The 22,387-nt window shown below is 70.7% G+C and carries 14 protein-coding genes; 4 read left to right on the forward strand and 10 right to left on the reverse strand.

Features of this window, described 5'->3' with window-relative positions; genetic code table 11:
• Positions 1-6: 6 nt before the first annotated feature.
• On the reverse strand, positions 7-2,193 hold the full coding sequence (locus JRI60_RS48475) for an HYR domain-containing protein (RefSeq protein ID WP_204222869.1): 2,187 nt from the start codon (positions 2,191-2,193) through the stop codon (positions 7-9).
• Positions 2,194-2,557: 364 nt separating this feature from the next.
• On the opposite strand from JRI60_RS48475, the gene JRI60_RS48480 reads away from it, so the two are divergent.
• Positions 2,558-5,830, forward strand: a complete 3,273-nt coding sequence (locus JRI60_RS48480; RefSeq protein WP_204222870.1) for a GAF domain-containing protein — start codon at positions 2,558-2,560, stop codon at positions 5,828-5,830.
• A 110-nt stretch (positions 5,831-5,940) separates the two neighbouring features.
• Positions 5,941-6,234, forward strand: coding sequence for a DUF378 domain-containing protein (locus JRI60_RS48485; protein ID WP_204222871.1), 294 nt, complete (start codon positions 5,941-5,943; stop codon positions 6,232-6,234).
• Between the two features lie 73 nt (positions 6,235-6,307).
• Here JRI60_RS48485 and JRI60_RS48490 read toward each other — a convergent pair whose 3' ends face one another.
• The 3 genes from JRI60_RS48490 to JRI60_RS48500 form a co-directional block, all read right to left on the reverse strand.
• Positions 6,308-8,356 (reverse strand): S9 family peptidase, encoded by a 2,049-nt coding sequence (locus JRI60_RS48490; RefSeq protein ID WP_204222872.1) that lies wholly within the window; start codon positions 8,354-8,356, stop codon positions 6,308-6,310.
• Positions 8,357-8,429: 73 nt separating this feature from the next.
• A complete protein-coding gene (locus tag JRI60_RS48495) occupies positions 8,430-9,212 on the reverse strand; it encodes a DUF4184 family protein (protein ID WP_204222873.1) in 783 nt (260 codons plus the stop codon).
• Positions 9,213-9,344: 132 nt separating this feature from the next.
• Positions 9,345-13,067 (reverse strand): hypothetical protein, encoded by a 3,723-nt coding sequence (locus JRI60_RS48500; protein WP_204222874.1) that lies wholly within the window; start codon positions 13,065-13,067, stop codon positions 9,345-9,347.
• A gap of 234 nt (positions 13,068-13,301) precedes the next feature.
• Here JRI60_RS48500 and JRI60_RS48505 point away from each other — a divergent pair, with 234 nt between their 5' ends.
• On the forward strand, positions 13,302-14,519 hold the full coding sequence (locus tag JRI60_RS48505) for a hypothetical protein (protein WP_204222875.1): 1,218 nt from the start codon (positions 13,302-13,304) through the stop codon (positions 14,517-14,519).
• Positions 14,520-14,619: 100 nt separating this feature from the next.
• Here the strand turns inward: JRI60_RS48505 and JRI60_RS48510 are convergent, their stop codons facing one another.
• The 5 genes from JRI60_RS48510 to JRI60_RS48530 form a co-directional block, all read right to left on the reverse strand.
• The gene (locus JRI60_RS48510; RefSeq protein WP_204222876.1) at positions 14,620-15,075 is read right to left on the reverse strand and encodes a group II truncated hemoglobin; all 456 of its coding nucleotides are present in this window, start codon (positions 15,073-15,075) and stop codon (positions 14,620-14,622) included.
• Positions 15,076-15,146: 71 nt separating this feature from the next.
• Positions 15,147-16,034 carry a 5'-3' exonuclease gene (locus tag JRI60_RS48515; RefSeq protein WP_204222877.1) on the reverse strand — a complete coding sequence of 296 codons (888 nt, stop codon included), beginning with the start codon at positions 16,032-16,034 and terminating at the stop codon, positions 15,147-15,149.
• A 27-nt stretch (positions 16,035-16,061) separates the two neighbouring features.
• The gene (gene sitI6, locus JRI60_RS48520; protein ID WP_204222878.1) at positions 16,062-16,805 is read right to left on the reverse strand and encodes a SitI6 family double-CXXCG motif immunity protein; all 744 of its coding nucleotides are present in this window, start codon (positions 16,803-16,805) and stop codon (positions 16,062-16,064) included.
• Between the two features lie 7 nt (positions 16,806-16,812).
• The gene (gene sitA6 / locus JRI60_RS48525; protein ID WP_204222879.1) at positions 16,813-17,544 is read right to left on the reverse strand and encodes a SitA6 family polymorphic toxin lipoprotein; all 732 of its coding nucleotides are present in this window, start codon (positions 17,542-17,544) and stop codon (positions 16,813-16,815) included.
• Positions 17,545-17,556: 12 nt separating this feature from the next.
• Positions 17,557-18,024, reverse strand: coding sequence for a macro domain-containing protein (locus tag JRI60_RS48530; RefSeq protein WP_204222880.1), 468 nt, complete (start codon positions 18,022-18,024; stop codon positions 17,557-17,559).
• Between the two features lie 107 nt (positions 18,025-18,131).
• Here JRI60_RS48530 and JRI60_RS48535 point away from each other — a divergent pair, with 107 nt between their 5' ends.
• Positions 18,132-18,716 (forward strand): GNAT family N-acetyltransferase, encoded by a 585-nt coding sequence (locus JRI60_RS48535; RefSeq protein WP_204222881.1) that lies wholly within the window; start codon positions 18,132-18,134, stop codon positions 18,714-18,716.
• Here JRI60_RS48535 and JRI60_RS48540 read toward each other — a convergent pair.
• The gene (locus tag JRI60_RS48540; protein WP_204222882.1) at positions 18,679-22,272 is read right to left on the reverse strand and encodes a PAS domain S-box protein; all 3,594 of its coding nucleotides are present in this window, start codon (positions 22,270-22,272) and stop codon (positions 18,679-18,681) included. The genes JRI60_RS48535 and JRI60_RS48540 overlap by 38 nt on opposite strands.
• Positions 22,273-22,387 lie beyond the last annotated feature (115 nt).

Here is a 22,387-nt window from a genome sequence, read left to right on the forward strand (position 1 = left end):
CGGCCCTCACTCCGCCACGGAGATGTGCTTCCAGTCGAACGCACCGCCCATCGGGCGGCACGAGCGCCACTTCTCACCACTGTCGACCACGGGGGCACCGCTCCGAGTCACCGGCACACCCACCGGACACAGGCCACGGGTGACGTTGCCGGACGTGTCGCGCACCTCGAAGTGGAGCGAGTACGCGCGGCCATCCCCGTTGGCCAGCCGGTCCGCGCGGACCTTCACCGTGGTGGCGTCCACGAAGACGACATCCGGCTCGCCCTCGCCCTGGGCCTCGTCGGAGGAGACGCAGGAGATGGTGGCCGAGGCCCCCGTCTCCGTGAGCCCGCCGCTGCACTGGTCATGCACCACGATGCAGTCCTCGAGACGGATGGTGCGGTAGAGCTGGTCCGCGGGCCACAGCGCCGCGGGCGGCGTCACGGTGACCGCGGGCGGCGTCTGGTCGACCACCTGGACGGTGGTGGTGCACGAGGCCTCGTTGCCCGCGCTGTCCCGCGCGGTGTAGCGCACGACGTTGGTGCCGAGCGCGTACCAGTCCGGCATGGGGCCGGCGACCTGGGACTCGGTGCAGACATCGAAAGCGGTGGCCACCCCGGGCACGACATGGGCGGAGTTGCGGCCGGTGCACTCGGCGACGATGGGCTCGGGGCACACGAGCAGGGGCGCCGTCGTGTCCACCACCGTCACGGTGGGAGCACAGGTGGCGGTGTTGCCGAAGGAGTCCATCGCGGAGTAGCCGAGCGTGTGCGCGCCGAGCGGCAGGGTGGCGGGCTCGGGCTGGGTGAGGCTCGCGGAGCCGCAGTTGTCGGTGGCGGTGGCCTGGGGAGGCGTCACGAGCGCCTGGCCCTGGCCGGAGCACTCCACGCGGAAGTCTCCGGGGCAGGCGAGCGCCGGGGCCTCGCAGTCGCGCACCGTCACCTTGGACCAGCAGGAGTCCTGCGCCTTGCCATCCGTGGCGGTCATACAGACACCGTGCACGCCCGGGGCATACGGGCCCAGCGGGTGCGCGTCCCACGAGAGGGAGTCCCCATCCGGGTCCACGGCGGCGGCCATGTCGGTGACGGTGGCGATGCACACGCCCGGGTCCGTGCACACGGAGACGTCATGGCAGGTGGCCTCGGGCGCGCGGTTCTCCTTCTGGCACGTCGCACCGCAACCATCCCCACCCGTCTGGTTGCCGTCGTCACACGCCTCGCCCGGGTCGACGCGGCCGTTGCCGCACACGTGGCAGTCCGTGTCCTGTCCATCCACCGCGCCGTCTCCGTCATTGTCGCGCCCGTCCGCGCAGTCCTCGGCGGTGAGGATGACGGCGGAGCCACCGAGCATCACCGGCTTGCCGGCGTGCGGGTTGTACGCCTCGTTGTTGTAGGCGAGCACGTGCAGGCCCGAGTAGCCGCTCGGCCCGGTGAAGACGTTGTGGAAGGACTTGTGGCTGAGCTCGAAGGCGCTGATGGTGGGCGCGAACTCGTGCAGCTCCGAAGTGGGCTCGGCGACATCGAAGGGGATGTCCTCCATCTGCAGCGGCATGGGGAGGAAGCCCCACCCGCCGGGAACCTCGGCCTGGGTGAGCGCGATGAGCGAGCCGCCCCGCACGTTCACGAAGTGGGCGATGTCCGGCTGGCGCGCGTTGAGCGCGAGAATCTGCTGCTCGGTGAGGCCACCCAGGGTGTGCCGCTCCGCCGAGGGCAGGAAGAGGAAGGCGAAGCGGTTGAAGTCCACCCGGGCGATGTCCTGGACGGAGCGCACGTGGGTGACGCGCGCGCCCGGGCCGCCATGGCCCGTATTGTTCCAACTGTTGAAGGCGGCGAGGGCCTGGCCCCCGTTGACGCCGATGGCGAGGATGCCGGTGCCGCCCGACTTGGAGCGGGAGAGCGCGGAGCGGAAGAGCGAGGGGTAGAGACCCCCGCAGCGGCTCTCCTCGCAGTGCCACAGGTCATCGGCGTCATCGCCCGTCACGATGACGAAGCCACCCCGGGGAGGACCGGAAGGAGGCGGCGGTGGGGCCGCGGGAAGGTCCTCGGCGGACGGGGTCGCGGTCTCCAGCACGGGCGACATGCCGTGCGAGCCATCGGACTCGTCGTAGTAACCACCACAGCCGGACCCGAAACCGACGAGCAGCAGGACGGACAACGGCACGCCAAGTCCCGCGAGGACGCCCGGCGAGCGAGCAGGCGGACATGTATCGAGCATGGAAATTCCCCAGCGTGGGAAAGGGGATACCCACGCATGGGAACATCAGTAGTGATGCGACTCCCCGCGCGAGGAGCGTGCCGGGCGCGCAATGTCCAGCGGAACAGCACCGCGCGTCCGCTCTCCGACGAATGCGAGGGGGCATTCGTCCACCAGTGACGTTCATCCCTTTGCCAGCCGGGCCCACCGGCTCCCTGTATTCCCTGTTTTCCAGGGTGGGTTCATCCTGACCCGGACCCATCCGGGCCGCCATGCGTCCGGAATCCATCGTTCCCCTGGCCGAGGTCTTGGGTTGTCCAACCTGCTGGATTCTCTCGGCTCTTCGTTTCTGCTCACATGCGCCGACGGGCAGGTGGGAGACCGCATGGTGGCTGCAGGAGCGAGAGAGGCGAGCGCGCGAGACTCCGGGACACCGGATGCCCAGCGGCTGGCGCTGCTCGTGGACGCGTCCCAACGGCTCGCCGATGCCGGCCTGGAACCGACCGCGGTGCTCGAACGCCTGTGTGCGCTGATGGTTCCCCGGCTGAGTCAGGCCTGCTCCGTGCGCCTGCTGTCCAAGGACGGCAGGTGGCTGCACTCGGTGGCCTCGGCGTACACGAGCCCGGAGGCGCGCCCCCTCATGGAGCACCTGGCCTCCATCCCACAGCCCTCGGACCGGGGCGTCCACTCCGAGGTGCTGCTCACCGGCCACGCCATCCATTACTCCCCGTCGCAGTTGACCGAGCTGCAGGGCCAGCTGCGGGCCCTGTACCCGCGCCACATGCCGGCCGAGAGCCCGCCGGTGTCCTTGAGCATCGCCCACCTGCTGGTGCTGCCGCTGCGCGCACGCCAACGCATGATGGGCACGCTCGCCGTCTACCGCGGACCAGAAGACCCTCCCTTCGAGCTCACCGAGCAGCTGCTGATGCAGGAGCTGGTGGACCGCGCGGGGCTGGCGCTGGACCTGGCGCGCGCCCACGAGGCCGAGCGCCGGGCCCGGCACGAGGCGGAGGTGGCCGCCGAGCGGCTCGCGCGCCTGCAACGCGTCACCGTCGCCCTCAGCGAGGCCATCACCTCCGCGGACGTGGCCCGCGTCGTCGTCGAGGAGATGATCGCCGCCATCGGCGCGGACCGGGCCGTGATGGCCACCCGGCTGGAGGCGGAGCCCGAACAGCTGGAGGTGGTGAGCCACCGGGGGGTCTCGCTCGCGGCCCTGGAGAGCATGCCCCGCATCCCCCTCACCGCGCCGCTGCCCGTGACGATGGCGTACCGCACGGGCGAGCCGGTGTGGCTGGAGTCGCGCGAGGTGCTCGCCCAGTCCTTCCCGAGCTCCCTCATCGCGGAGCCGGACCGGACCCGGGCCGTGGTCGCCCTGCCGCTGCGGCTCCGGGGGCGGGCGCTGGGGGTCATCGGTTTCGGCTTCGACTCGCACCGCACGTTCAACCCGGACGAGCGGGGCCTGCTGCTGGACCTGGCCCGGCAGAGCGCCCAGGCGCTGGAGCGCGCGTGGCTCTACGAGTCCGCGCAGCAGGCCCGCACCCGCGCCGAGCGCGTCGCCGCGCGCACCGCCCGCCTGCAGACGCTCAACTCGGCCCTCTCCCAGGTGCTCACCGCCCCGCGCGTGGCGGAGGTGGTCTTCGACCAGGGCCTGGCGGCCATCGGCGCCCAGATGGCGTGCCTCTGGCTCGCGGACGCGTCCGGCACCCAGGTCCGGTTGCTGCGCAGCGTGGGGTTGACGCCGGAAATGACCCGTGTGGCGGGCCACGCGTCACTGGGGCAGGGCAACATCCTGGATGACATCATCCGGCGAGGCGAGCCGGTGTGGCTCGAGTCGCGCGAGGAGCTCGCCCGGCGCTATCCCGGTTCGGAGGCGCGGCTGCGTGAAACCCCCATGTCCGAGGCCTCCCTCGCCGGGGCGTGCCTGCCGCTGATGGTGGACGGGCGCAGCCTGGGCGGGATCGCCTTCGGGTTCCGCGGGGTGCATCACTTCGACGACGACGAGCGCGTCTTCCTCTCGCTGCTGGCCCACCACGCCGCCCAGGCCCTCGAGCGCGCCCGGCTCTTCGAGCAGGAGCGCCTGGCCCGTGAGGCGCTGCGCGACGCCCACCACACGCTGCGGGCCATCATCGAATCCTCGCCCATGGCCATCATCCTGCTGGAGCTGGATGGGAAGGTGCGCCTGTGGAACCCCGCCGCCGAGCACATCTTCGGCTGGACGGCCGAGGAGGCGCTCGGCCGCCGCTCCCCCATCGTTCCCGAGGACAAGCTGGGGGAGCTGCAAGAGAACCTCGCGCGCGTCGCTCGCGGCGAGTCCATCCTCGGCCGGGAGCTGCGCCGCCAGCGGCGCGATGGCTCCCTGCTCGACGTGGCCATGTGGAGCACCTCGGTGCAGGTAGCGGGCGATCAGCGGCTGTGCCTGTCCATCCTGGCGGACATCACCGAGCGCAAGCGCGCCGAGGAGGCGCTGCGCTTTCTCGCGGAGGCCAGCACGCTGCTGGCCAGCTCGCTGGACCACGAGGTGACACTGGAGCGGGTGGCGCACCTGGCCGTCCCCACCTATGCCGACGGCTGCCACGTGTACCTGCTCGGCGAAGGGGGCAGGGTGAGCTGCGTGGCCACCGCCAGCGCGGCGGACCAGCGGGAGCCGCCGCGCGAGCTGGGGCCGCTGGAGCCCGGTGGGTCCGCCGTCTCGCGCGTCATCCTCTCGGGGCGACCGGAGCTGTGCATGGACCGCGCGGCCCGCCGGACTCCGCCCCGCGAGCAATCCCCGCTGCCGTGCGAGCTGGCCACGAACTCCTACCTGTGCGTGCCCCTGCTGGTGCGAGGCCAGACCCTGGGCGCGCTGTCCTTCGTGTCCTCGCACCACGACTATGACGCGCAGGACCTGGAGATGGCGCAGGAGCTCGCCCGGCGTGCCGCCCTGGCGCTCGACAACGCGCGCCTCTACCGCGACGCACGCGAGGCCATCCGGGTGCGGGAGGAGTTCCTCTCCATCGCCAGCCACGAGCTGCGCACGCCCATCACCTCCCTCCAGCTCCAGGTGCAGGGCCTGCTGGGTGCGCTCACCCGCGGCCCCGACGGCCTCCCCCCCGAGCGACTGCGCCGGGGCCTGGAGGTGATGGACCGGCAGGTGAAGCGGCAGATGCACCTGGTCAGCGACCTGTTGGACGTGTCCCGGCTGGACGAGGGCCGGCTGGTGCTGAGGCCGGAGTCGCTGGACCTGGCCACCCTGACGCGCGAGGTGGCGGAGCGCTTCGAGCAGGAGCTGGTGCGCACCGGCTCGCGCCTCACGCTGAGTGCCCCGGAGCCCGTCTCCGGCCAGTGGGACCGGCTGCGGCTGGAGCAGGTGGTGACGAACCTCATCTCCAACGCGGTGAAATACGGGCAGGGCAACCCCATCGAGCTCACCGTGGATGTCGAGGGTGGGAGCGCCCGCCTGGTGGTGCGGGACTCGGGCATTGGCATCGCGCCGGAGCACCTGGATCGCGTCTTCGGCCGTTTCGAGCGCGCGGTGTCCGAGCGCCACTACGGAGGCTTCGGGCTGGGGCTGTGGATCGCCCGGCAGATCATCGAGGCCATGGGGGGCCACATCTCCGTGAGGAGCCAACTGGGCCAGGGCTCCACGTTCTGCGTGCAATTGCCCCGCGAGGTGGGATGAGCCGGCGAGCGGGTGATGGCCGTCCATGCCGGTGAGCGGAGGACCCGGCGAGCCATCCCCGAGGTGGGTCCACAGACTGGAGAGGAATTCCTTCCTCGAAAGGACGAGCCATGGTCACGAAGACCCACCTTGGCAGCAGTACCTTCAACAAGCTGCTCGCCGTGCTGGTCATCCTGGGAGCCATCAACTGGGGCCTCATCGGCTTCTTCAAATGGAACCTGGTGACGGCCATCTTTGGCGGTGACGTACGGCCAGGGGAGGCGAGCAGCCTCAGCCAGGTCATCTACATCGTGGTGGGCCTAGCCGGGCTGGCGCTCGCCTTCACCTTCCCCTGGAGCAGCAGGAGGGTCACACCGGGAGAGGCGGACCGGAGGATCGACACGCGCCGGGAAGTCCATCCATAGGACCAAACACCCCTCTCCCTCTGGGAGAGGGACGGGGTGAGGGTATCCATCCCCGTCCTCTCCACCGTGGGACCTACTTGCCGGAGCCGGAGCTGGAGCCACTGGCCGCGCTGGAGGGCGAGCCCAGGTGCTTCTCCAGGAAGAGGAAGGTGGCCATGGTGATGGTGTCCTTGTTGGACTTCTTGCCGAAGCCATGGCCCTCGTCGAGGGCGAGCATGTACCAGACGTCCGCGCCGCGATTGCGGACGGCCTTGACGATCTGCTCGGCCTCGGACTGGGGAACGCGCGGGTCGTTGGCGCCCTGCTGCACGAAGAGGGCGGCCTTGATGCGCTCCACGGCGTTGAGGGGAGAGATGCGCTCCTGCACCTTGCGAACCTCGGCATCGCGCTCGTCGCCGTACTCGGCGCGGCGCAGGTCCCTGCGGTAGGCCTGGGTGTTCTGCAGGAAGGTGGGCAGAGAGGAGATGCCCACCACGTCCACGGCGGCCCGGATGCGCTCGGGGAAGAAGGCCACCGAGGCCAGCACCATGTAGCCGCCATAGGAGCCGCCGTAGACGCCGACACGGGAGGCATCCAGCTCCGGGCGCGAGGCGATGTAGTCCAGCGTGGCGCCGATGTCCGCGAGGCTCTGCTCGCGCTTCACCCCGTCATCCATGGCGCGGTACGCCTTGCCGTAGCCATCCGAGCCGCGCACGTTGGGCACCAGCACGGCCATGCCCAGCTCCACCACGACGTACTGAATGAAGGTGCTCAGGTTGGGTCGGCTCTGCCCCTCGGGGCCGCCGTGCCAGATGACGACCACGGGCACCTTCCCCTGGGCCCCACGGGGCATGTAGAGGAACGAGGGGACCTTCACGCCGTCGGTGGAGGGGTAGCGCACCAGCTCGGGCTCCACGAAGGTGTCCGTGTCCAGGCCGCCCACCTCCGAGCGCGTCCAGCGGGTACTCTTCTTCGTGCGCAGGTCGAGCAGGTAGACGTCCGAGGGAGACTTCGACGAGGACAGGGCGTAGGCGAGCACGTCCGAGCGCCCGCGAGGGAAGCCCAGGCCTCCCATCACGCCCTGGGGAATCTCCACCGGAGAGAGCGCGCCGCTCTTCGTGTCCAGGAGGTACAGCCGGCTGTAGCCGTCCTCGTTCGTCTTCACCGCGAGCTTCTTGCCGTCCGGGGAGAGCGCGATGGCATCCACGTTCCAGCGGATGGACTTCGTGAGGGACGGGGGCGGGCTGGTGGGGGGCGCCTTGTCGACGTCCAGCTTGTAGAGCTCGGCGAAGTCGCTGTAGCGGTCGGTGACGAGGTAGACGCTCCGGCCATCCGGGGTGAGGGCCGCACTGTCGACGCTGCCCTTGCCCTCCCTGGGCGTGAGCTGGCGGCGCTCGCCGGTCTTCACATCCACCACGTGCAGGTCGCTGTCGTCCGCCGCGCGGAACTGGGTGACGAGCAGCTTCGAGCCATCGTGCGAGAAGCCGGCCGGCAACCAGGAGCCCTCGGCCTCGGTGAGACGGCGGGCCTGCTTGGGATTGTCCGTGGGCGCCACGTAGACATCGGTGTCCTTGCCGTTGCGGCCGGTGCCCCCGTAGGCGAGCCACTTGCCATCATCGGAGATGTCGAGCTGCTCGTGGCGGCTCTTGCCATCGGTGAGCAGCTCGGAGCGGCCATTGCGCCGGTCGAGGCGGAACACCTGGTAGAACTCGCCGCCGCCCACGTCCTGCAGGAAGAAGACGACGCGCGGGTCGGTGGGGAGGAACTGCGCGTTGTTGATGGGCTCGGGCGTGAAGGTGAGCTGGAAGCGGGCGCCCAGGGGCTGCTCGACGAGGTGGAGCTGGTTGGTGTCGGCGAAGCGGGTGGAGATGAGCACCTGCTTGCCATCCTGGCTCACGTCCAGCAGGGTCGCCGCGCGCGACTCGAGGTACTGGAGGACACGGCGGCGCAGCTCGGGAGGAATGGCGGGCACCCCGCTGGCCAGCAGGTTGGGCTGTCCGGGCAGGGGGGCGATGCCGGGCACCGAGGACGGAGCCGGAGCCTGGGCGGTCGCGGGCTTCTGCGTGGCTTGCGCGGGCGTCGCCGCGGCTGGAGTACCCGACAGCAGCGAGACGAGCAGTGGAGTGAGGGATCCGAGATTCATGGTGCGCGAACCCTAACAGCCAGCGGGCGCGCGCGCGCTCCCTCTCCCCCTGGGAGAGGGCCGGGGTGAGGGTCTACTGCTGAACGGAGACCGTGGACGCGATGCGCCACGCGCGCCACCGCACGAGCGCGCACCCGAGGGTGAGCCCGACGAGCGCCCCCGTCACCGTGGGCCAGAAGGCCCACCAGAGCTGCGCCTCCAGCGCGCCCATGTCCTGGTAGCGCGACAGCCGCAACCCGAGTCCCACGCAGGCCCCGGCGACGGTGGGCAACAGCACGCGGAGGAAGTCGGCCACGGAGCCCCCTGGCACGGGGGCCAGGCGTGGATAGCGGCGTGCCATGTACCCGAGCACGAGGAGCGAGCCCACCAGGGACGAGGCGTGTTGCAGGACGCGGGCGAGCGGCAGCTCCCTGCTCCCGGCTGGCACGCGGATGTCCGGATAGAGGACCTCGGCGGGCCACATGGTGTGGTGGGTGAAGCCGTCCCAGAGGATGTGCGTGGCGGCGCCGAGCACGAGCGCCACGACGACGAGAAGACAGGCGAGCGGCGTACGCGGCAGGCCCTCGGTGCGCGCGAAGCGGCCCCACTGGATGCCAGCGACCTCGGGCAGCGCGAGGCGCAACGCGGGAAGGACGAGCGCCTCCAGCCACAGCAGGACCACCAGCCCCACGGGCACACAGAAGGAGATGAAACCCGGGACGGTGTGCGCGAAGTCGCCGAGCTCTCGCAACGCGTACAGGTAGGAGAGATCGGGCGCGCAGGCCCCGATGATGAGCGCGGTGGGTGTCAGCCCCCAGCGGGAGAGCCGGAAGAAGGGCAGGACCGCGGCGGCATGGGCGGGAAGGGTGACGGGCACGGGAGTCTCCGCAATCCGTAGTCACTCCGGTGCCCGCGGCAAAGCCCCCGGGTGTCAGGGCCGCCAGGGCGAGTGGCGAACAAAGGACACGAGATACCCTCACCCCGACCCTCTCCCGAAGGGAGAGGGAGGTCAGGCTGCGTCCACGCCCTTCCGGGCCTTCGAGGGGCTTGCGCTCTCGGGTCTCCAGGGCCACGCCAGCGGGGCCATTCGCGCGTAGAGCAGGAACAGGGCTTCTCCGTCGGCGTGCGCTCGGCAGACCCGGCTGGCCTCGCTCAGCAACAGGCCCGGTGACAGCACCCGGCCGGACTTGCGCAACGCGAGCCTCAGTTCCTCTGGCACCGCATCGAGGATGCCCTCCTTGTTGAGCCGCTCGTCGTTGGCCTCCGCGCACAGCTCCAGGTGGCGCACCAGCTCGGACTTCAGCCGCGCGTCGTGCCCGAAGACGTAGGAGCACATCTGGAACAGCTCCGAGCCCGCCTCCGTCATCAGGTCCGACTGCTCGCGCGCGAAGCCCGGCTCGCCCGCGGCCCGCCACAGGCAGTCCCACCGCGGCTCCGCGGCGTGGCGCGCGTACAGCGCCCGGGCCGTGAGGTAGCTCTGCATCGAGTCGTGGAAGAAGCGCACGTGCGTGGGCACCGGACCGGGCCTCGCGTCCGCCGGCACCAGCAGGCCCGCGTCCAGCAGCACGCGCAGCTTCGGCTCGTCCGGGCTGTCCCGGTAGACGATGAGCCGGCTCCGGTGCTCCCAGTAGCTGCCCAGGCACAGCGCCTCCGCGAAGGCCAGCAGCTCCGAGGTGGCCGCGTCCTCCGGGTCCTTCTTCAGCAGCCCCGCGAAGACGGCGCGGTAGAGGTTGATGACGCTGTCCACGTCGCCGCCGCCGAAGCGCAGCGCCAGCCTCACGAGGATGGGCACGTACGTCCCGTCCGCCGCGCGTCCCCGGCAGATGCGCTCGAGGGACCCGGAGAGCGGCACCGGCTTCCCATCCGCGCCCGGGTACGCGGCCTGGAAGCGCACCAGCCCCGCCCCATCCAACCGCTTCGGCTCCACCCCCATCCACCGCAGCGAGTGCGCCATCGCCGTCCGGTACGCCTCGTTGGGCCGCGCCGACAGCAGCACCGGCGCGTGCAGCCCCATCTCGCGCTCCAGGTAGCGGCGCAGCGCCTCCGGCTCCAGCTTCGACTCGGTGAGGCCATCCAGCACGAGGAAGAAGTCCCCCGACTCCAGCAGCGCGTCCCGCAGCGCCTCCGGCAGCCCCAGGTCCCCCAGCGCGTCCTTCGCGGCCGTCTCGAGGTCCTCCGCCGCCGGGTCGATGAAGACGGGCAGCGGCGAGGAGGGCCGCTTCTCGAAGCGCTCCAGCGACAGCCGGACGAGCTGCCGCAACAGGGCGCTCTTCCCCCGGCCTCCCGCGCACTGGATGAGCAGGTGCGCGCGCTCGCGCGTGAGCAGCGTGGCCAGCTCCTCGGCCGTGCGCTCCGAGGCCGAGGGCGGCATCCCGGGTCCGGCGTGCTCGGTGACGTGCGAGGACAGCTCCACGTACACCTCGCCATTGGCGTGGGCCGAGGCCACCTCCACCCGGCGGCGCACCTGCCGGACATAGGAGGCGAAGAAGCGGCGCCGGAAGACGGGCCAGCGCAACAACGGCGCGGCGGCCCAGGAGAACGGGTGCGTGAAGACGAGCCGGCGGAACACGGCCGGCGACAGCAGCCCCAGGCCCGCGCACAGCACCAGCTCGGCGCACACCACGGCCAGCACGGTGGGCACGTGGATGCGCAGTCCGCCCAGCACCCCGAGCAGCTCGCCACCGCCCGCCCCCACCACGGAGGCGATGTAGCCGAACAGCGGCAGCCACCGGCGGGACGCGGCCGAGGGGCGCAGCAACAGCATGGGCAGCAGGAGCAACAGCGTCACCGCGAGGCACGCCAGCGCGGTGCGCACCCAGACGCGGTCGAGCAGTGGCACGCCGAAGGGCACGTGCCGGAAGGTGGTGGTGAGCCGGGTGCCGTTCTCCACCTCGTGCGCCACCACGACCCGGTAGAGGTGCTCCGCGTTCCCCGGAGGCTCCGTCCATTGGAAGAGCACGCCAGACGGTCCCCCGAGGCGCCGGACTCCCTGCCCCGCCAGCTCGCCGTCCCCCTCCTCCGCGCGCAACTCGAGCCGCAGCGAGCGCCCGACCTCCGTGGCGTGCGCGAGCCCGGGCCAGTCGAGCTCCAGCGACTCCAGCGGCATGCCCGCTTCGAGCTGACCCTCCACCCGCACCCTTCCACTCGCGTCGCGCTCCAGGCGAACGCCCCCCGCGAATCCCACGACCGTGCGCCCCACATCCGAGGCCGGCCCGTGGATGTAGCCGCGCGGGACGCCGGCGATCCACACCCGGCCAGTGCCTGGAATGGGGAGCACGTCGCTCATTCCCACGCCCTCGAGCACCTGCGTGGCTCCGAGCCCCTCCGCACCGAGCGAGAGCCTGTGGAGCCGGGTCCCATCGTCCGAGAGCAGCCAGCCGCCTCGCGCGTCCCAGGCCCTCGGCGACGGGGAGCGCAGCCCCGTGTCCAGCGAGGCGCTCACGAGGATGTCCCTGCCCTTCACGAGCAGCAGGCGGACGACGCCATCGGGCGTCACCACCCAGGCGCGCTCCGCCGAAATGGGAACGAGCCGGGCCCTGACGAGCCACTCCGCGTCCGCGCCGCGCGCCACCTCGTCGCCGTTGCTCGCCAGGACATAGACGCGCTTCTCATCGACGGCCCACACGGACCCGTCCGGCGACTTGTCCAGGGACCTCACCACGCCCTCCACTCCCACCACCCCCGTGCCCACGCCCTTCCCGTCGGACCCCATGAGCTTCAGTGACCGGCCCGCGGCTTCCGTGACACCGGGGTTCGCGTCCACCACCATGAAGAGGTCGCCACCGCCCAGGCCGAGGAACTGCCGTATCTCCCTGCTCATCGGAGCCGACGTGGTCTTCGCCCCATCCCGGCCCACGAAGAGGAAATCCATACCGCCGGCATCCTCCGGCGCGGCGGTCCTCTCCCGAACGAAGCCCGCGCCTCCAGGGTCGGAGAGCACCGAGCTGGCCGCCCCGTACGAGAGCACCCAGGCACGTTGGGGCTGCGCGGTGGGCACCAGGGCCGAGACATCACGCATCCGCAGCGGACGCGGGTTGAGCTGGGGACGCGCCCGCAGGTCCACCTGGTAAAGGCTGTGGTCCAGCACGAGCCAGCCCTGCACACCCTCCCCGACGGGCGACACCTCCTGCACGGTGGTGCCCGACAGGGACAGGTCCACCTTGTCCACCACGGTGCCCGCGGTGTCGATGACCCAGAGCTGCTTCTTGAGCCCGAACACGACCCAGAGCCGCTCGTGGCCCGCGGACGGCTTCCACTCCAACTCCTGGGCGAGCGCCAGGAGTTGCTGGACCGAGCCCTGGTGGTCCACCAGGAGCACCGCACTGCCCCGACCCACGGGCAATGGCAGCCGCACGTGGACCCAGGCCCGCTCGGGGTCGGCCGTGGGAATCACCTCCACCACCTCCCAGTCCTTGCCCTTGAAGCGTGCATCCTTGTCGCTGAAGAGCTCGGGGAAGAGCGGGTCGCCGGACTCGTTCACGAGCCAGAGCCCGGCCTGGTCCGGCGTCCATCCCCAGGCGTGGGAGCCATGCCCGCACGGCACCATCTGACTGCCTCGCGGGATGGGCTTCAGCCAATACCCCTCGACCTCGGCGTCGATGGGAGGTGGCGGCTCCTCGCTCCGGGCACGGGCGGCCACGCTCGCGAGCAGCAGGAGCACGGCGCTCGCGAGGAGCGGTCCCTTCGGAAACAGGCTCCGCCGAAAGGACCAGGCAAGGGGTGGAGTCGTCATGCGGAGCCCGCATTCTGGCACAGGTCGCACCACCTCCGGGGCTCGCCCGCCCGCCGCAACGCCTGCCCGCCCCCTCATGTCTGGAAGACCCGGGAGCCAACACTCCGAGGCCGTTGATGCACGCCACCCGACACGCCACGGCCCCACGGGACGAGGAAGCGACGGGAAGCGAACGATGCATCCGGGCACCAGCCGACCCATCTTCCCCTCTCGGTACGTCCAGGAGACCTGTGTATGCGGCTAGTCGTATCCCTGCTGTGTCTCGGCCTGATGTCCGCGAGTGGCGTGGCGCGGGCGCAACAACCGGCCTATCCGCCTCCGGCGCCCAGCACCCCGCCGAGGCCCGCCCCAGTGGCACAACCGCCTCCGGCGTCGCCGACGGCGCCCACGGCCCAACCGGCCATGCCTCCGCCGCCTCCTCCGGCACAAACCACCACGCCGCCGCCTCCGGCGCCCGCGGCGCAGCCTCCCGCGCCTCCGCCGGCCAACGTCTCGGAGCCGGCGCCTCCACCGCCTCCGGCGCCCGCGGCGCAGCCTCCCGCGCCTCCGCCCGTGACGACCGAGTCCCAGGGCCCCGCGGAGACGCCGTCGGAACGAGCGATGCGCTACAGCCGCTTCTCCTCGGGTTCGGGCGGCATGATGCTCGTCTTCACGGAGATCCTCAGCGGCCTGGTGACGGGAGGACTCATCGGCAACACGCTCGAGTCGAGGAACGGGACCTACGTGGGGGCGGTGCTCGGAGGCCTGTCGCTCGGCACCGCCGCGGCCCTGTACCAGTACTACGTCCCGGTGGAGCGTACGGAGTCACTGCTGGCGGTGAGTGGAGCGGCATTGGGCTTCCTGGCCGGTTTCGGCTACGGCACCGAGCACGGGCTGAGCGACCGGGACCGGGCGCTCACCACGCTGCTCACGACGCAGATCGGCATCATCGGAGTGCTGGCGGCGACGGCCGGACCCGGAGACGTGAGCGAGGGGGACGCGGCCCTGGTGGGGATGACGGCCATCTACGCCTTCGTGCTCACCGGGCTCATCCAGTCGACGGTGGCGCTCGGGCACGAGGGGGACGACGATCCGGACCTCTCGCCGACGCTGGTGGCACCGGCGCTCGGCATGGCGCTGGGAGGACTGCTGGCGGTGCCGTTCGAGATTTCACCGGAGCGGGCCTTCAAGCTCACGGCGCTGCCGCTGGGAGTGGGGGCGGTGCTGCTGTTGGCGGGCACGGCGCTGGCGGAGGGCCCAGCGGTTCCGCTGTCTGCGATGGGAGGAATCGCGGCGACCTTCGTCATCACGCTGCTGGCGACGCAGGAGCCGCCACCGGATGCGGCGCCCACGATGTATCAGCGGTCGCGCCAGTCGGATGCCGTCCAGGTGATGCCGGTGCCGATGGTGATGAGCGCGGGCCGGAAAGGCGAGTCATTGGGAGCGGGCCCTGGAGTGCTGCTGCGCTTCTAACCAGCAGCACCCCACTACCAACACCAACACCAACAACAACCCCTCTCCCTCCGGGAGAGGGACGGGGTGAGGGAACCCGGACCTCGGGTTCCCCCCCGGCTCAGCCCTCGACGTTGCGCAGGAAGTCGGCCACGTCGCCGAAGCGCTGGTCGAGGAAGCGGCGCACGCCGCCCGTCACCCCGCGGGCATCCATCGCGCGCTGCATGCTGCGCAACCAGGCGTCGCGCATGGCGACATCCACGGGGACATGACCATGGCGCATGCGCAGGCGCGGGTGGCCATGCTTCTCGATGTACTGCTGGGGTCCGCCCAGCCAGCCGATGAGGAAGAGACCAAAGCGCTCGCGCATGCCACGCGAGACCTTGCCATCCTCCAGCTCATGCAGGCGGGCGAGCGCTGGCTCGTGAGCATCCATGGCGTCGTAGAAGGCCTCTGCCAGGGCGCGCACGCCCTCCTCGCCGCCGAGGCGGTGGAAGGGCATGTCCTCCATGGAGGGGACCCAGTCATCGTCGGTGCCAGGAATCTTCAGCCCGATGGGCTTCATCTCGGTGGACATGGCGTGTTCAACCCACTGGCCATGTGCGCCATTTCTGGGCGCCATGCAACCGCCGAGTGGGCCGGAAAAGCTCAGGCGGCATCCGGAGCCCAGCGCTTGGGGCGAGTCTTCAGGGTGGTGAGCCCCAGCGAGTCGCACAGGGCCAGGAAGCGCGCGCGGGGAACACCGGCCCAGGCCAGGTCCTCGAGGGACTCGGCCAGGGGCGCGTCCGTGACGAGGGTGGCGAGCTTGCGATACAGCAGCGCATCCTCGCGGTGCTCGCGCAGGGTGGCGGCGAGCTTCTCCGCGCCTCTGGGGCGCACGGTCCACGAGGCCGCGTCGGCGGGAATCGCATCCAGATGGCCGTACGCGCAGAGCAGAGCCGACGCACCCTTCTCTCCGAAGCCGGGCAGGCCAGGAATACCATCCGCGTCATCACCCACGAGCGCCAGCAGGTCCGGAACGCTCGCCGGGGGCACCCCCAACTTCGCCCGCACCGCGTCCTCGTCCAGTTCCTTCTGCTGCTTGCGGTCCACCTGGACCACCTTGCGACCCCGCACGCACTGCCCCAGGTCCTTGTCCGGGGTGAGCAACCGCACCTGCTCCACCCGACCGGCCCAGCGAGCGGAGGCGGTGGCCAGTGCATCATCCGCCTCGAAGTCCTTCATGGACCACACGGTGAGCCCGAGCGCCCGAGCGGCCTCCTCGGCGAGGTCGAACTGCGCGTGCAACTCGGGGGGAACGCCCTCGTCGGACTTGTAACCGGCGAAGAGGTCATTGCGGAACGAGCGAATGGGGTTGTCGAAGGCGAGGGCCACATGGGTCACCGCCTCCCCGGAGTCATGCAGCAACGCGAGCATCGAGGAGACGAGCCCCACGGTGGCCTTCACGTCCTGGCCATCGGGCGAGGAGTGCCCGGGCCGAGGCGAGAAGTGGGCACGGTAGAGCTCATAGGTACCGTCGACGAGGTGCAGGCGCATGGATGGCTCTCTAATCCAATCCGGGCCTCAGCGCAGGGGCAGTTCGCGGATGGATACCTCTTCGAAGCCGAGTCGGCGGATGGCCTTCACGAGGTGCTCACTGGCCACGATGACGGTGGTGAAGTTGGCCAGCCGGAACAGGTCCAGGTGCTCGGGCAGCGAGGCCCTGTCGAGGAGGGGTTTCCCGGGCAGGCTGAAATCGTACCGACCACACTTCGCGCAGGGCTCGGCCTTGCCCGGAGGGATGCAATCCCGGTGCAGCAGACCATGCGGTTCGATCTGCAGTTCCAGCAGCTCTGGCGCCTGCTTCTGCCGGAAGCGCAGCTGCGTGCGGAAGGCGTTAAGACCGCGAATGCCCTCCGCTCGCAACTGCTCCAACGCCTCACGGCGGATGAGCAGATCATCGTGAATCATGAAGAGTTGCGCGAAGGTGCCTCGGGCGGAGCCCACGAGTGGGCCGAACTTCGACCCCGGCTCCAGTAGCGCCCCCACCGGTACCAGGGGCCGCACCAGCTCGCGAAGACGCTCGAACTCCGCGAAATCCTCCTCCAGATAAGCCTCTTCGAGCTTCTTCGCCTCTGGCAATCCCGACAGGTCCGCACCCGGGTAGGCGGGCCCTCCGCCCCAGATGGCCCGGCATGCAGGGCAATTCACGCCGGGCAGCTTCCACTTGTGGAAGGCGGTGTACACCCCCGTGTAGGGCCACGCATCCGGCTTCGAGGGGCCCTGGCCGCGAAATCTTTCCGGGAGTTCCAACCCGTAGAATTTCATCCTTGCCTCAATACCGGATGGGGGGAGGGAGCCGGATAGGACTGTAGTACGGCTGGATGGCCCCATAGATGCCGAAGCGCACGCACAATTCCCAGGCGAACTTCCAGATTTCCTCCCTCGTCGCTTTCTGATGCGTCTGGATGTACTGCCGCCATGCGGCGTTCCATTCGCCGCCGTTCGCACCCCGGTGGATGCGCTTGTGCAACAGCTCCTCGATGAGGAGCGTGTACTGGTGGATGTCGATGCCCTTGAACTTGAACCAGTCGATGAACTCGCGCGGAAAGATGTGGTGCTTCTCGTGAGGCCGGCGCATCCGTAGCTCGATCTCTTCGAGGAGCTGCTTCTGACTGGGCAGCAGGCCGCGCAGGTGGTGGTTTCGCCAGGGGATGACGAAGACGGGCTCGCGATCCTCTGGCAGTCTCAGCGGCCAACCCCGGTACCGCATGGGCGTGACAGGAGAGGGCAGCGTGATGGCCACCGGCGAACCTCCGCGCGCCAGCACCACGCTTCCGGGCTGCCCATCCGCCTCGTGTGCCTCCTCGCTCGTGGCCACCACCACGTCCTCGCAGAAGAAGAAGCCGCACACCTCCTCGTCGCACGCGAGGACGAGGCACGAGTCCTCCTCCTGGCAGGTCGTATCGAGCGGAACCTCCTCCTCGCGAGAGGAAGGGCCCGAGGCCGCGCACCCCGCCAGCAACACCCCCAGCAGCAGTCCCCAGAGTCTCATCTTGTCGTGCATCGACTCGCCACCTCAGCGCCGGCGGTAACGAACCACGGTCACGTCGATGTCGGCGTCACTCGCCTCCAGCGCGGACACCATCACCTCCAGGGCGCGCGCCTCGTCGAAGCCGCCACTGCCCGAGCCGATGACCGGAAACGCCACGGAGCGGAAACCGTGCTCCCTCGCCCGCGCGAGCGCGTTGGCCACCGAGTCCCGGATGGCCCGCTCCGACGAGCGCCAGAGCATGTCGATGCCGGTGACATGGATGATGCCCCGGTAGGGCAGGCGGCCCGCGGAGGTGACCACCGCCGAACCGAGCGGCATCGGCCCCACGCGCGCCAGCTCGCGGAAGGGCCCCACCCCACCCCGCTTCTTGATGGCCCCCGACACTCCCTGCGGCAGCAGCAACCACCAGGGGATGATGTTCCGGTTCCAGGCGTTGACGATGGCGTCGACCCGCTGCTCCAGCAGGTCTCCCTCGACGATGCGCGGCGTCATGTTGGCTCCAACCTCCACCAGTCAACGCGAGCCCCCGCCGCCTGTCGAGCCTCCCCTCACGGCGCACACACGCACGTCCCGGTCCGCGCTACCCTCTGGATGCGCTCATGCCCCTGGACAACCCGCCCGTCCTGCTCACCACCCGACGTCTGAACCTGGCCGTGCTGCCACCAGACGCCGCCGCGCGCGTGCTGGCCTACCACGAGGCCAACCGCGAGCACCTCGGCCCCGTCTCGCCCGCGCGCCCCGACAACTTCTTCACCCATACCTGGTGGCGCTCACGGCTGGCCCAGGACGCCGAGGACTGGCGGCGGGGGCTCGCCCTGCGCCTCTTCATCCTGTCGCGCGAGGCACCCCTCACCGCCGCGCCCGTCCTCGGCAGCGTGTCCCTCACCGACATCCGCCGCGGGCCCCTCCAGTCCTGCGAGATGGGCTTCGGGCTCGACCACGCACACCAGGGCCAGGGGTTGATGACCGAGGCCGTGCGCGCCGTGTGCGACTACGCCTTCGGGCCCATGGGCCTGCACCGCATCCAGGCCAACCACCTGCCGGAGAACCACCGCAGCGCCGCCGTGCTGCACCGCCTCGGCTTCACCGTCGAGGGGCTGGCACGCGAGCTCGTCCTCATCCAGGACCGCTGGCGCGACCACGTCCTCACGGCGCTGTTGGCGCCTCGTACACCGGCAGGGTGAAGGAGAAGGTGCTGCCCCGGCCCGGCTGGCTCTCCACCTGGATGCGCCCGCCGTGGGCCTCGACGATGCCCTTGGCGATGGGCAGCCCCAGTCCCGCCCCCTCCCGTGCCCCTTTCGCCTGCCAGTAGCGGTCGAAGAGGTGGGGCAGGCTCTCCGGTGCGATGCCCCTTCCCGTGTCGCTGACGCGGAAGCGCACCACGAGCCCCTCGCGCCGGGCCCCCAGGATGATGTGCCCGCCCTCGGGCGTGTAGCGCAGCGCATTGCCGATGAGGTTGGAGAACACCTGCAACACCCGGCTCCGGTCCACCAGCACCAGCGGGAGCGCCCCCTCCACCTCGCGCTCCAGCCGCAGTCCCCGCGTCTCCGCCAGGGGCCGGTGCAGCTCGATGACCTCGTCCATCAACCGGCCCGCGTCCTCCGGGTTGCGCTCCACCACCAGGCGTCCCGCTTCGATCTTCGCCACCTCCAGCAGATCCTGGATGAGGCGCACGGCCCGGTCCGCCGAGCGCCGCATGAGCTCCGCCTGCTTGCGCCACGAGTTTCCTTCCGCGCCGGAGGGCAGGTGCTTGAGCAGGTAGGTGGCGCCCAGGGAGATGACGTTGAGAGGGTTGCGCAGGTCGTGCGAGACGACGGCGAGCACGTCGTCACGGGCGTGAGTGGCCTGCTGGGACTCCATGTAGAGCCGGGCGTTGTCGATGGTGAGGGCGGCGCGCCCGGCCAGCCCCTCGGCGAGCGCGAGGTCCACCGGGCCGTAGCGCCGCCCCGACGCCGCGGTGGTGGCGAAGGTGATGGCGCCCAGCGTCCGCCCGCGCGCCACCAGGGGGACGATCATCAACGAGCGCGGCGCCAGCTCGCGCTGGGTGGCGAAGTCCTCCTCGTCCTCGGCGGAGGCCCGCAGCCAGACCTCCGTCACCTCGGGGACGAGCTCCGGCTCACCGGTGCGCAGCACGCTCTGCACGCCCACCACGGTGTGGCACCGGGGCCGCACGCACCCGAGCCGGCGCAGCAGCGCCTCCTGCTCGGACTCCCTGTGCGCCATGGCCACCCGGTGCACCTCGTCGCCCTCCAACGTTCCCACCACGCAGTAGTCCGCCAGCCGAGGCACCACCAGCCGGGCCAGGCTGCGCAGCGTGGCCTCGTACTCCAGCGCCGCCACCAGGACCCGGCTGCTCTCGGAGAGGAACTGCTGCGACTCCTCGGCGCGCTTGCGGTCCGAGATGTCGCGAATGATGGTGGAGAACATCTCCAGCCCGCCCCCCGGCTCGCGGTGGGCGAGCAGTACCTGGGAGACGGGCAGCTCCCGCCCATCCGGGGAGAGCAGCGCCGTCTCTCCCCGCCACATGCCCTCGCGCAGCGCGGTGGGCACGCCCTCGCTCAACAGGCGCCGCGCGGCCCAGGTGGGCTGGGCCGAGGCGAGGCGCCAGGCGCTGGCGTCCTGCTCGTCCGCCATTCCCACCATGCGCCGGCCGGCGCGGTTGAGGTAGAGCCCCTGCCCCTGCGCGTCCGTGCTGCCCACGAAGTCCGGAGTGGCCTCGATGATGGAGCTGAGCCGGCGGCGCGCCTCCTCCGCCCGCTTGCGAGCCGTCACCTCGCGCAGGTACACGGAGACGCCCTCGCTGGAGGGGCTGGCGTGGCACTCGAACCAGGCCTCGAGCGAGGCGAGGTACATCTCGCACTCGGAGGCACCCTGGCCCTCCAGCACCCGTTCCACCCCGTGCAGCAGACCGCGCGCGCCCTCCTCCGGAAGCACCTCCTCCAGGTGCTGGCCCAGGAGCTGCTCACGTGGCCGCCGCAGCACCTCGGACGCCCGGCGGTTGACGAAGGTGACGCGCCGCTCGCGGTCCAGGGCGACGAAGGCATCGGTGATGCTCTCCAGCAGATCCTCGATGCGCGCGCGCGCCGCCTCGGCCACGGTCCGCGCCGCCTCCTCGCGGGCGAGCCGCAGCGCCGCCTCCTCCGCTCGCTTGCGCTCCGTCACCTCGCGCATCACGGCCACCCAGTGCGTCAGCAACCCCTCCTCCTCCATCACCGGCACCAGGGCACTCTCCGACCAGAAGGTGGAGCCGTCCTTGCGGTAGATGAGCAGCTCCTCGCGGAAGGGCTCCTGCCGTTTCATTGATTCGAAGATGCGCTCGAGGACGGCCGGGTCCGTCTCCGGCCCCACCAGCCGTATCGTCTCCAGCCGCTGGAACTCCTCGAGGCCGTACCCCGTCATCCGGGAGAAGGCATCGTTGGCATAGACGATGTTCCAGGGACTGCCCTCCACCTCCCGTGCCGGAGCGAGGATGATCACGCCGTCATGGGCGTTCACCACCATGGACTCGAAGAGGCGCAGCCGCTGCTCCGTGCGTTTGCGCTCGGTGATGTCCCGGAAGTAGATGGCGAGCCCCTCCTCCGAGGGGTAGGCGTGGATCTCCACCCAGGTGTTGCGGGGCGGATCATGCTCCTCGAAGCGGACGGCGCGTCCCTCGGTGAGGGCGGTGCGGTACTCCCGCTCGGCGCGCGAGCCGATGAAACGCGGGAACACCTCCAGGATGGTGCGCCCGAGCATCTCCTCGCGTGAGCGATGCGACAGCTCCTCGGCGCGGTGGTTGACGTAGGTGAAGCGCCAGGCCCGGTCCAGGGCGACGAAGGCATCGGTGATGCTCTCCAGCATCTGGCGCACCCGCCGCTCCGCCGCCTCCGCCTCGGCGCGGGCGGCCTGCTCGCGGATGAGCTGGCGCTCGCGCGCCTCATGGCGCACGCGGGCGGAGATATCGGTGAAGGTGATGACCGCCCCGATGATGCGCCCGCCCCGCAGGACGGGGCTGCTGCGGTACTCCACCGGGAAGGCGACGCGGTCGCACCGCCAGAACACCTCGTCCACCACGTGGTGGGTCTGGCCATCGCGGAGGGCGGCGTGGAGCCTGCACTCGGGCTCGGGGAGGGGCGTGCCGTCCTGGCGCGAGTGGTGGATGAGCGCGTGCAGGGACTTGCCGATGAGCTCCTCGGGTTTCCAGCCCAGCATGCGCGTCGCGGCGGGATTGACGAAGGTGGTGCGGCCCTCGGTATCCAGGCCACAGATGCCCTCGTCCACGGACTCGAGGATGCGCTCGCCCAGGTCGCGCAGCAGTTGGAGCGCGCCCTGCTCCTCGGCGGGCCGCAGGGAGCAGGCGAACCCGGCCAGCCCGCCGCTCGCGTCATACAGGGCGGTGAGCACCTGCTGCGCGAGGAAGCGGGTGCCGTCGCGCCGCACGCGCCAGCCCTCGACCTCGCCGCGGCCTTCCAACCCGGCCTGACGCAGGTCCCTCACCGCCAGGTCCCGCTCCTCGGGCGGATAGAGGGCGGAGAGGGGCTCGCCCAGGAGATCGGCCTTCGAGTGACCCGTGAGCCGCTCCGCGCCCGGGCTCCACAGGGCGATGCGGCCCTTCAGGTCGAGACCGACGAGCGCGTAATCCCCCGCCTGCTCCAACATCAGCAGTGCCAGCCCTCCACGGGGTCCGAGCGCCTCCTCCGAATGCGGCTCGTCCCTCGGCTCCTCAAACTCACCGGGAGCACCATGCGTGGTGGGCGGCAACCGTTCGTCCCTCCTCTCGGTCAGCCGTGTCCCGCTCTCCCGCGCGCGGAAGGGAAGGTACGGGTTTCCAAGGATCTGGACGCGATCGCCCCGGCTGCAACGAGGGCCCAGCCAG

The sequence above is a fragment of the Archangium violaceum genome (assembly GCF_016887565.1).
In the GTDB taxonomy this organism is placed as follows: Bacteria; Myxococcota; Myxococcia; order Myxococcales; family Myxococcaceae; genus Archangium; species Archangium violaceum_B.